Below are 9,561 nucleotides of genomic sequence, written 5' to 3' on the forward strand. Positions count from 1 at the left end.
CCCCCGTCAAAATCGAAGTGTCGCAAGACAGATCACACGAATTCCCGATTCTGGAATCCCCCCAGCAACACCCGAGTCAATCCGTCGCACCCAAGATGTGTGCATGCCTTAGTGCGCACGCAGGGACCCATCACCCCTGGCCTGCGAAATGAAGACGTGGACTCCGGCCACCCGCGCCGAAACGCGACTCCGCGCCGTATGGGTCCCTGCGTGCGCAGGGACGACGCGTTGAAACGCTGAGGCGGTTTAGCCCGCGGCCTTCGGCTTGCGCGCCGCGACATAGACCCCGGCCAGCACCAGCGCGTAGCCGATGGCGTGAAACCCCTGCGGGCGTTCGCCGAGAAAGCCGATCGCCATCGCCGAGCCGAACACCGGGATCAAGTGAAAGAACGGCGCGGCGCGGTTGGCGCCGATCAATTGGATGCCGCGGTTATAGCAAAGATAGGCCAGGATCGAGGGAAACACCGCGACGTAGCCCAGCGAAGCGATGTTGCCGAGATCGAATTGCGGCAGCGGCCGCAGCACCAGTTCCCAGATCGTCAGCGGCACCAGGAACAAAGCGCCGCAGCCGAAGGTGAAGGCCAGGAACGACATGCTGTGAATCGTCGGCCGTTTCTGCGCCAGCGCCGAATACAGCCCGAAGATCGCCATCGCCAAGATGAACAACAGATCGCCGCGGTTGAGATCGATGTCGGCGAGCTGGCTGAGGTCGCCGCGCAGCAGGATCTCCATCACCCCGATCATCGACACCAGGATGCCGAGCGCCTGCGCCAGCGTCAGCCGCACCCCGAGCACGATCAGCGACCAGATCGCCACGAACAGCGGTCCGGTGGATTGCAGCAGCAGCGCGTTCAGCGCCGTGGTGTATTCCAGCGCGGTGTAATGCAGCGTGTTGAAGGTCGAGATGCCGGCGACCGAAATCGCCACCATGATGCCGAAATGGCGGCGGATCTCGTGCCAGTCGCGCTTCAGATGCGGCCAGGCGAACGGCAGCACGATCAGAAACGCCGCGGCCCAGCGCAGCAGCGACAGAGTCACTGGCGGGAAATGCCCGGCCACGGCGCGGCCGACGATGGCGTTGCCGGCCCAGAACAGCGAGGTCAGGCTGAGCAGCAGATAGGGTTGGTCGGACAACCACGCGAAGCGGTGGTGCTCGGCGGGCGGATGCGAAAGTGTCATGGAGACCCGAACTGATGGCGCGGGCCCACGCCGGTGTCAACCCGCATCGCGCAAACGCCGCCCGCTGAAAACGGCCCCAGCAATACGGATTTCTGCGGCGATCACAATGCCGGGTCGCCTGGCGGCGATGCCGGGCCGCGCGGCCGGACGCGCGGCGTCAAGATTAGCCGCGCGTCGCCTCGTTGCTGCAGCGCGGGCCGCGGGCAACATCCGCCCGCTCGGCGGACGCGCCGCCTAACAGTCCTGATCCACCGCGTGCGCGCCCTGCGCCTGCTGCGCTGCAGTGGGCTGGCCCTGCATCTGCCGCTGCGCGTCTTCCGACGAGGCCGGCCCGCCCGCGGTGGAGCGGCCGATGGTCGAGGTCGGCGGGTGCTGCTCGGTGCCGGAGGCGTCGGCGCGCGGCGCCTGGCCGGTGTTGCCGACCGTGGGACCGGCGCCGGCGTCCTTGGCGCGGCCGTCGGCGGTGGTGCAGGGACCGGCCTGCGCGCTGCCGATGCCGAGTGCCAACAGCGCGGCACCGATCCAAATCGCGTGTTTCATCTGTCTCTCCCGGGTTTCCCGCCCTGCCTGTTGCGCTCTGCGGCGCATTGTGAGGACAGACATCAACCCGGCGGCGCGGCTGCGGTTCCTAAGGCGTCATGCCACCAGGTCGCGCGGCAGCGCGCCGAGCGCCGTGGCGGCGTCGTTGGGAGCGAGCCGGATCTGCAAGCCGCGCTGGCCGCCGTTGAGATAGACCTGGGGCTCGGCGAGAGCGGCCTGTTCGATCGCGGTCGGCACGTGCTTCTTCTGGCCGAACGGCGAGATGCCGCCGACATGGTAGCCGGTCAGCCGCTCGGCGTCCGCCGGCTTCATCATCTTGCCGGCCTTGCCGCCGAAGGCGTGCGCCAGCTTCTTCATGCTGACTTCGCGATCCGACGGCACCACGACGCAGACCGGCTTGCCGTCGACCTCGGCCATCAGCGTCTTTAGCACGCAGCGCGGCTCGGCGCCGAGTGCGGCTGCGGCCTGCAGCCCGATCGAGTCGGCGTCGGGGTCGTAGTCGTAAGCGTGCAGCGTGAAGGCGACGCCGAGCTTTTCAAGCGCCTGGGTGGCGCGGGTGGTTTTCGACATCGGCAGCTTATCCGGCTTGACGCTCGCACCAACACACGCATGCGCAGCACGCAGCAATTTGCCCTGCACCCGCGCCGCCCTGGCGTCAAGGTCAATGCCCCGGACATTCCCCGCTGAGCGGAGCGCGCCGCGGCAGCCGCTGTGGAACCCGGTCATCGGTCGCGCCGGATCGCGGCGAATCGGCCGGTTTGATCACTTTTGAACAGTCAACTCGGCCTGGTGATTTTACACAGTCGTCATGGTCCGTTTGGTACGGTCCGTTGGTCATGACAGCAGCGCTGCGCAGCCCTGGGTATCTCTGAAGGCTTCGGCTGATTGCGGTGCGAAGAACGTCCAGGGGAGGCAAGTGATGCGGCGCGCCCAAGCGAAAAAGACGTCCTACGATCCCCGTCACCCATGCCCGGTATGTGATACGCCGACCATTCTTGCCGAGGTGGCGCCGCATCCGCTGCATGCCAATTTCGACGTCCACGGCTATTTCTGCGAGCGCTGCGGGCCGGTGAAATGTCTGGTGGTGCTGCGCACTCCATCGTCCTGCCGGCTGATGTGAGGCGCGGCGATCCGGCGCGACGGCGGGGCCGATCACGGCGCCGGGGCGGCGGGCGCGGCGGCCATCGGCCTGTCTGTTCTGGACAGGCGCGGGCGGCACGGGTCGCGATCGTCAGGTGGTGAAGTCGAGCAATAGCGCGTTTTGCGAGGCCGCCGTGGTGCTGCTGGAGCCGCTGGCGCTGTAGGCGGTGGCGGAGCCTTGCTGGTCCTGCAACAGCTTCAGGAAGTCCTTCAGGATGGTGGCGATGTCGTCGGAGGTGCTCGACGACGTGCTGTCGGTCGAGCTGATGCTGCTGCTGTCGGTCGACGACGTCGCATCGGACGGCGGCGGGCCGGCGGGCGGGCCGCCGGCGCCGCCGGCGGAATCCGAGGAAAACGCGTTGGCGAAGACGTTTTTCAGTTCGGTGGCCTGGTCGCTGTTCAGCTTGCCGTTGCTGACCTGGGTGGCGATCAGATCGTCGATCTTGGACTGGATCGCGTTGCTCGAGGGCGGTTCGCTGCTGCTGCTTTGCGCGCTGCCGCTCAGCGAGGAATCGATGCTGTTGAGCGCCGAGGACAACGCGTCGCTATCGGTGGAAGCGACCGTGCCCGAGGCGAGTTCGGCTTTCAGTTCTTGCTGGAGCTTTTCCAGCGGCGTGAGGTAGCTGCTACTGGATGCAGCGGAGATCGTAGTCATGGCGTGCTCCGATAGGGCTGTTGCGACGCCGCGAGGTTATGGTTAACGCCCTTAACAAGATCTTTTTGCCGTCACGCCGATGTGTTTCCAAATGTGTCAAGGCGGCGCGCCGGCATGCCCGGAAACAAAATTTTAGCGCGCCGTCGCGCGCGCGTGGCCGCGCCAGCGAGCTGCGGCGCAAGCATGACGGTTCGTCCCTTCGCAGCGTCATGCCGCTTTGGGTCTTTGATCGCGCATCATCGGATCCGAAAACCGGGATGCAGTTTTCGGGATCCTGCTCAATGCGCGAAGCCGCAATATTGCTGCAGCGTGTCGAACAGTTCGCTGGTGTCCATCGATTTCTTCAGGATCTGGTTGGCGCCGCGATGGCCGCAGATCTCCCGCCGCAGGGTTTGCCGGGTCACCTCGTTGAGGTCGCGGCCGCTCAGCACGATCACCGGAATCTCGCCGGTCGAAGTGGTGGTGCGCAGCTTGGTCAACAGGTACTGGGCGTCGCCGTTGGGCATCGCAAAGTCGGAGACGATCACCGTCGGCTGTTGCCGGCAGGCCATCCGATAGCCCTGGGTGGCGTCGGCGGCGTACAGCACGTCGATGCCGCATTTGCGCAGCCGGCTGGTGAGGAAATCCCTGACGTTGGCGTCGTCGTCGACCAGCAGCACGCAGGGCCGCTGCCGCACCTCGGCGGGGGCGTGCAGGTCGCCGGAATGTTTGATGCGGCTTTCCAGCGCCGGATAGACCTCGGACAGCGCGCCTTCGAGTTCATTCCAGAACGCCGAGCCCTTGCGGGTGTAGAACGCGCCGAAGCTTTCGCAGCGCTCCACGGTTTCCGGGTCGCGGCTTCCGGTGACCACCACCACATGCAGCGGGTCGCGGTCGGGATCGAGCAATTGCGCGCACACCGACAGCCCGTCGACCTCCGGCATGTTGACGTCGATCAAAAGGATGTCGGGTTTGCCGAGGCGGGCTTTCATCAGCACCTGCAGGCCGTTGCTGGCGGTCTCGACCACGAAGCCCATTCGGGTGCAACGTTCGGCGAGCACCCTGACCAGCCAGGGATCGTCGTCGGCGATCAGCATTTTCGGCGCGGCTTGCATGGTATCAAGCATGGTCATCATCGCCTCCAGCGTGTTTGCCCGCCTTTGCGGCGGATCGGTTGATCGTGGGGAGCGTCTCGGCTCCCGTGATCATGCTGGGCACGGAATGATAATTTCGAGCTAACGAAATCTCGGTAGTAATGCTGATTTGTTCGCGGCGAGAACGCCGAAAACCCCTGCTACTTGGTCGGTGTCGAGACGTGGCCGGTTTTGGCACAGCGGATCAGCCGCTCCAGCGCGGCGTCGGTCGCAGCGCAGCGCGTCGGCGGGGTGCCGCTGGCGATGATGGCGTCTTCCAGCGCGGCGCCGGCCTCGCTGATTTCGGGAAAGCCGAAGATGCCGCCGGCGCCGGCTAGGCCGTGGGCGAGCCGCCGGATCGCCGCCAGTGCCGTCGTCGGATCGCCGTCGCGATCGAGCTCGGCGCGCAGCCCGCCGAGCGTTGCGGCGTCGGCGGCGGCGCGCAGCACGAAGCTGGCGCAGGCGCGCTCCAGCGGGTCGACCGATTGTACGTAGTTGCGCACCGAGGTCGCCAGCGTCATCGGGTCGAACGGTTTCGGAATGATGCCGACCGCGCCGAGCGAGCGGAAGCGGTCGAGTTCGCGGGTTTGCGCCCGCGCCGTCATGAAGATCACCGGGATCGACTGCGTTGCCGGGTTGTCGCGCAGCCGCGCCAGCGTCGCCGGGCCGTCCATCACCGGCATCATCACGTCGAGCAGGATGATGTCGGGTTGCCACTCGGCGGCCACCGGCAGCGCTTCCTGGCCGGAGCTGCAACTGCGCACCACGAAGTCGGGATCGACCGCGAGCGAAATCTCCACGATCTCGCGAATGTCCGGCTCGTCGTCGATATGCAACAGGTGAATCACGGTCATGCGGGCTCCTTGACGGTGCGATCGGGCAGTCGCGCGAGCTGACCACGCACCGTGGCGCAGAGGGTCTCCAGCGAGGCGGTCGACTTCGACAGCGTGGCCTGCACCTGCTCGCTACGCGGCATCGCGGCGCCGGCGGTGGAGAAGATCACCACCGGAATCGGATCGCCCGCGGCGTCGCGAAGCTCGGGCAATAGATCGAGGCCGCTCTCGGTGCCGATGGCGATTTCCAGCACCGCCAGATCGATCGGCGCCGCCGCCAGCAATTGCCGCGCGCCGTGCAGCGAATTCGCCGACACCACGTCGGCGACCGCGCGCAGCTCGTAACTCACCAGCGACAGCACGTCGTAGTCGGCGTCGACATGCAGGATCTTCGGGCGGCGCTGCGGCTTGCTGGCGTGCGCGGTCCGCAGCACGGTCAACAGCGCGTCGGCGTCGACCGGCTTGTGCAGCCATTCCAGCACGTCGAGCCGCGACGACCGCACGTCGCTTTTCTCGAGCTGCGGGTTATCGGCGATGCCGATCAGCGGCGTGCTGCGGTTCCGGATCTGGGCGCGGATCTGGAACAACAGGTCGATGCCGTTGCCGTCGCGCAGCGCCGGGTCGATGATGATCGCGGCGTAAGCGGTCGCCGCAGCGCGGTCGACCGCGGCCGACGAGGCATGGGCGAAGTCGACCGCGAAGCCGTTCTGCCGCAGCTTGAGCCGCATCGCGATCGCCTGGTCGTGGTCGCTCTGGCACAGCAGCACGCGCGGCGCGTCGGGCGCCGCGCCGATATCGGTCTCGCCGCTGGCCGCGATGTCCCAGGCCGGCAGGTCGACATAGAACACCGTGCCGCCGCCCTCGGCGTCCTCGAAGCCGACCCGGCCGCCGAGCCGCTCGACGATCTGCCGGACGATGCTGAGGCCGAGCCCGGTGCCGCCCTTCTGTTTGGAAATGGTGCCGTCGGCCTGCGCGAATTTCTCGAAGATCCGCGAGCGGAAACTCTGCGGAATCCCCGGGCCGTGGTCGCGCACCTCGACCCGGACGATCTTGTCATGGGTCGAGACGCACAGCGTCACCTGCTCCGAGGTGGGGGAGAACTTGATGGCGTTGGAGATCAGGTTGGTGATCACCTGGGCGAAGCGGTCGGGATCGGCGTTGATGTCGGCGTCGACCGAATTCGGATCGAGCATGACGTGGACGCCGTAGCCTTCGGCGAATCCCCGGTTGTCCTCGATCGCCTGCTGCAGCAGCGCGCTCAGCCCGACGCGGCCGAAATTGAACACCACGCGCCCGGATTCGATCTTCTCGATATCGAGGATGTCGTTGATCAGCCGAACCAGCCGCTGGCTGTTCTTGTGCGCGATGGTCAGCAGCCGGGCCGCCGATTCCGGCAGTTGGCCGGACCATTGTCCGACCAGCAGGCCGAGCGATCCGGCGATCGAAGTCAACGGCGTGCGCAATTCGTGGCTCACCGTGGAGACGAATTCCTCCTTCAGCCGCTCCATGTGCTTGCGCTGGCTGATGTCGACGATGACGCCGAGCACCAGCAGATGTTCGCCGGCGTGGATCGGATTGAGCCCGACCTCGACCGGAAACTCGGTGCCGTCCTTGCGCACGCCGAATAGATCGCGGCCGGCGCCCATCCGCCGGCTCTCCGGCTTCGGGGTGAAGTTGTGACGGTGCGAGGCGTGCTGGTCGCGCAGTCGGCTCGGCACCAGCATGTCGACCGCCTGGCCGATCAGTTCCTCGCGGGCGTAACCGAACTGATGCTCGATTTCGCTGTTGACCATCACCATCTTGCCGTCGCTGTCGACCATCACCATGCCGTTGGGGCAGGCCTCGACCGCGAGCCGGAACATCTGTTCTCCGAGATTGCTCTCGACAATATAACCTCTGATCGCATGCATGCTGGGCTCTTTCGCTGATGGTCAGGGAACACGCCGAAGACGCCTACGCGACAGCACAAACCGATCGCGCCGCGATCGGCGGCGCGGGCGGTCCGCGCCGAATTGGTTCATCGTGCCTCCACCAGCACCTTGCGCAGCAGGTCGGCGGCGTTGCGGGCGCCGAGCTTGCGCATGATCTGGGCGCGATGCGTCTCGTAGGTGCGCGGGCTGATATGTAGCCGCAGCGCCCCCTCCTTGTTGGTCGAGCCGGCGCTGATCAGGCTGAGCACTTCGCGCTCGCGCGGCGTCAGCCGATGGTGAACGGTGCGGCTGGTCGGCGTCGGGGTGTCGCCGGCGGTCTCGATGCAGCGCGTCCACCAGGCCTGCGCGTCGCGGCCGGCGGCGACCGCGGCTGCGGAATCGCCCGATGCCTCGAACGCATTGCCGATCCGCTCGATGATGCTGCAGATCCGTTGCGTCTCGCGCAGCGCGTCGGCGGCCAGCGCCCGGGCGGCGCCGGGCGCCGCGGCGGCCTCCGCATTGGTGGTCCAGTTCAGTTCGTGCATGTAGAGCAGCAACGCGGTCAGCGGTTCGACCAGCTGATGCGCGATCACCGCGCCGACGTCGTTGGCGGCGAGCTGCCGCGCCCCGGCTGTGCCGTTGTCGGCGATCGGCTGGTCGCCGCTGCCGGGCGCCGGCGGCCCGGCCAACTTGCCGTCGCGCAGCGGCTGAGATTTCATGGACATGGCGGCGCGGCTTTCTGCTGCTGCGGCCCTTGCGACCGGCTGGCCGCGATGGCGCCGAGCAACTGCTCCGGGGTGAAGGGCTTGCGAACGCAGGCGGTGGCGCCGCGCGCCGTCGCCAGGCCGAGGAAATCGATCGCGGGATCTTGCGAGGGCCGCGGCGGGAAGCCGGTCATCGCCACGATCGGCAACGCCGGCACCTTGCGCCGGATGCTGCTGATGGTGTCGAGGCCGCTCATGCCGGGGATGAAGATGTCGACCAGCACGACGTCGAACGGCGCCAGTTCGAGGCTGCGCATTCCGGCATGGGCGCGGCTGGCGAGTTCGGTGGCATAGCCGTGCCGCGCCAGGATGGCGCGGATCGCAGCGCCGACGCTGGCGTCGTCGTCGATCACCAGCGCGCGGATCTTTGGCTCGCGGTCTGGTGGGGCTGGCTGCGCCGGCTGCATCATCGTTCAACCTGTCGTAAAACCCCGCAGAATCCGCGGCTTTGGGCAAGTGTGCCGGGCGATTCCTTTCCCTGTGTTAACTTTGCGGTACGTAGCAATACGGGCTGCGCGGCGCTGCGCCGGCGCGGCTGCCGCGGTCATGGCGGCGGCCGGGCGGCGCCAGCCGCCGCGGCCGGGGCGGGTGGCGCGGTCCCCGGCATCGGAGGATTTTCGGGGGATATCAATGGTTTGAGCATCGGCCCGCGGATCTTTGCCGGGCCTTGCCGCTTGCGTCGCCTGCCGGCATCCGTTATCCGATGGGACGCCTCGCACGCGAGCGGCCGCGGCCGTGTTTTGGCTTGGCATTCTCGCATGATGCGGAAGGGCGGTGACCGTTTTTCCGAACAGATCATGCCTCACTCGTGGATTTGCAGGGGATTGTTCGGAAATGGCCAACGTCGTCGTCGTCGGCGCCCAGTGGGGCGACGAGGGAAAAGGCAAGATCGTCGATTGGCTCTCGGAACAGGCCGACATCGTGGTTCGCTTCCAGGGCGGCCACAATGCCGGGCATACGTTGGTGATCAACGGCGAGACCTATAAGCTGGCGCTGCTGCCGTCCGGCGTGCTGCGGCCCTCCAAGCTGGCGGTGATCGGCAATGGCGTGGTGTTCGACCCGCAGGCCTTCCTCGACGAGGTGAAGAAGCTGCGGGGCCAGGGCGTCGCGATTTCGCCGGACAATCTGCGGATCGCCGAAAACGTCACGCTGATCCTGCCGCTGCACCGCGAGCTTGATGCGCTCCGGGAATCTTCCAACGCGATCACCGCGATCGGCACCACCAAGCGCGGCATCGGCCCGGCCTATGAAGACAAGGTCGGTCGCCGTGCGATCCGGCTGATGGACCTCGCCGATCTCAACACGCTGCCGCACAAGATCGAGCGGTTGCTGGCGCATCACAACGCGCTGCGCCGCGGCCTCAACCTGGAAGAGATCAGCGCTGCATCGATCCTGAAGGAATTGACCGCGCTGGCGCCACAGCTTTTG

General features: G+C 66.8%; 11 protein-coding genes. 2 read left to right on the forward strand and 9 right to left on the reverse strand.

The genetic code is table 11. From position 1 onward, the window contains the following. Positions 1–246: 246 nt before the first annotated feature. The 3 genes from VGC77_RS23130 to ybaK all read right to left on the reverse strand — a co-directional run bounded on the left by VGC77_RS23130 (position 247) and on the right by ybaK (position 2,289). Positions 247–1,179 (reverse strand): DMT family transporter, encoded by a 933-nt coding sequence (locus VGC77_RS23130; protein ID WP_331173899.1) that lies wholly within the window; start codon positions 1,177–1,179, stop codon positions 247–249. Between the two features lie 234 nt (positions 1,180–1,413). Next, positions 1,414–1,719 (reverse strand): hypothetical protein, encoded by a 306-nt coding sequence (locus tag VGC77_RS23135; RefSeq protein ID WP_331173900.1) that lies wholly within the window; start codon positions 1,717–1,719, stop codon positions 1,414–1,416. A gap of 96 nt (positions 1,720–1,815) precedes the next feature. Next, positions 1,816–2,289 (reverse strand): Cys-tRNA(Pro) deacylase, encoded by a 474-nt coding sequence (ybaK, locus tag VGC77_RS23140; RefSeq protein WP_331173901.1) that lies wholly within the window; start codon positions 2,287–2,289, stop codon positions 1,816–1,818. Between the two features lie 349 nt (positions 2,290–2,638). Between ybaK and VGC77_RS23145 the strand changes: the two genes are divergently transcribed. Beyond that, complete coding sequence (locus VGC77_RS23145; protein ID WP_331173902.1) at positions 2,639–2,839, forward strand: hypothetical protein; 201 nt, start codon at positions 2,639–2,641, stop codon at positions 2,837–2,839. Positions 2,840–2,950: 111 nt separating this feature from the next. Here the strand turns inward: VGC77_RS23145 and VGC77_RS23150 are convergent, their stop codons facing one another. The 6 genes from VGC77_RS23150 to VGC77_RS23175 form a co-directional block, all read right to left on the reverse strand. Beyond that, positions 2,951–3,514 carry a hypothetical protein gene (locus tag VGC77_RS23150; protein WP_331173903.1) on the reverse strand — a complete coding sequence of 188 codons (564 nt, stop codon included), beginning with the start codon at positions 3,512–3,514 and terminating at the stop codon, positions 2,951–2,953. Between the two features lie 278 nt (positions 3,515–3,792). Beyond that, positions 3,793–4,626: a response regulator gene (locus tag VGC77_RS23155; protein WP_331173904.1), complete on the reverse strand. Its 834-nt coding sequence runs from the start codon at positions 4,624–4,626 to the stop codon at positions 3,793–3,795. Positions 4,627–4,787: 161 nt separating this feature from the next. Further along, the gene (locus VGC77_RS23160) at positions 4,788–5,480 is read right to left on the reverse strand and encodes a response regulator (RefSeq protein WP_331173905.1); all 693 of its coding nucleotides are present in this window, start codon (positions 5,478–5,480) and stop codon (positions 4,788–4,790) included. After that, positions 5,477–7,369 (reverse strand): ATP-binding protein, encoded by a 1,893-nt coding sequence (locus tag VGC77_RS23165; protein WP_331173906.1) that lies wholly within the window; start codon positions 7,367–7,369, stop codon positions 5,477–5,479. Before VGC77_RS23165 ends, VGC77_RS23160 begins: the two co-directional genes overlap by 4 nt. A gap of 107 nt (positions 7,370–7,476) precedes the next feature. Beyond that, positions 7,477–8,094, reverse strand: coding sequence for a helix-turn-helix transcriptional regulator (locus VGC77_RS23170; RefSeq protein ID WP_331173907.1), 618 nt, complete (start codon positions 8,092–8,094; stop codon positions 7,477–7,479). Then, positions 8,085–8,543, reverse strand: a complete 459-nt coding sequence (locus tag VGC77_RS23175; protein WP_331173908.1) for a response regulator — start codon at positions 8,541–8,543, stop codon at positions 8,085–8,087. Before VGC77_RS23175 ends, VGC77_RS23170 begins: the two co-directional genes overlap by 10 nt. 424 nt (positions 8,544–8,967) lie before the next feature. Here VGC77_RS23175 and VGC77_RS23180 point away from each other — a divergent pair. Next, a partial coding sequence (locus tag VGC77_RS23180; protein ID WP_331173909.1) for an adenylosuccinate synthetase occupies positions 8,968–9,561 on the forward strand: 594 nt, incomplete at its 3' end.

The organism is Rhodopseudomonas sp. (genome assembly GCF_036404135.1).
Lineage (GTDB): Bacteria > Pseudomonadota > Alphaproteobacteria > Rhizobiales > Xanthobacteraceae > Rhodopseudomonas_A.

Excerpts from the sequence above, each read along its gene's own strand:
- VGC77_RS23165 (WP_331173906.1), bottom strand. The coding sequence starts at position 7,369 with ATGCATGCGATCAGAGGTTATATTGTCGAGAGCAATCTCGGAGAACAG.
- VGC77_RS23135 (WP_331173900.1), bottom strand. The coding sequence starts at position 1,719 with ATGAAACACGCGATTTGGATCGGTGCCGCGCTGTTGGCACTCGGCATC.
- VGC77_RS23145 (WP_331173902.1), top strand. The coding sequence starts at position 2,639 with ATGCGGCGCGCCCAAGCGAAAAAGACGTCCTACGATCCCCGTCACCCA.
- VGC77_RS23175 (WP_331173908.1), bottom strand. The coding sequence starts at position 8,543 with ATGATGCAGCCGGCGCAGCCAGCCCCACCAGACCGCGAGCCAAAGATC.
- VGC77_RS23155 (WP_331173904.1), bottom strand. The coding sequence starts at position 4,626 with ATGACCATGCTTGATACCATGCAAGCCGCGCCGAAAATGCTGATCGCC.
- VGC77_RS23150 (WP_331173903.1), bottom strand. The coding sequence starts at position 3,514 with ATGACTACGATCTCCGCTGCATCCAGTAGCAGCTACCTCACGCCGCTG.
- VGC77_RS23170 (WP_331173907.1), bottom strand. The coding sequence starts at position 8,094 with ATGTCCATGAAATCTCAGCCGCTGCGCGACGGCAAGTTGGCCGGGCCG.
- ybaK (WP_331173901.1), bottom strand. The coding sequence starts at position 2,289 with ATGTCGAAAACCACCCGCGCCACCCAGGCGCTTGAAAAGCTCGGCGTC.
- VGC77_RS23130 (WP_331173899.1), bottom strand. The coding sequence starts at position 1,179 with ATGACACTTTCGCATCCGCCCGCCGAGCACCACCGCTTCGCGTGGTTG.
- VGC77_RS23160 (WP_331173905.1), bottom strand. The coding sequence starts at position 5,480 with ATGACCGTGATTCACCTGTTGCATATCGACGACGAGCCGGACATTCGC.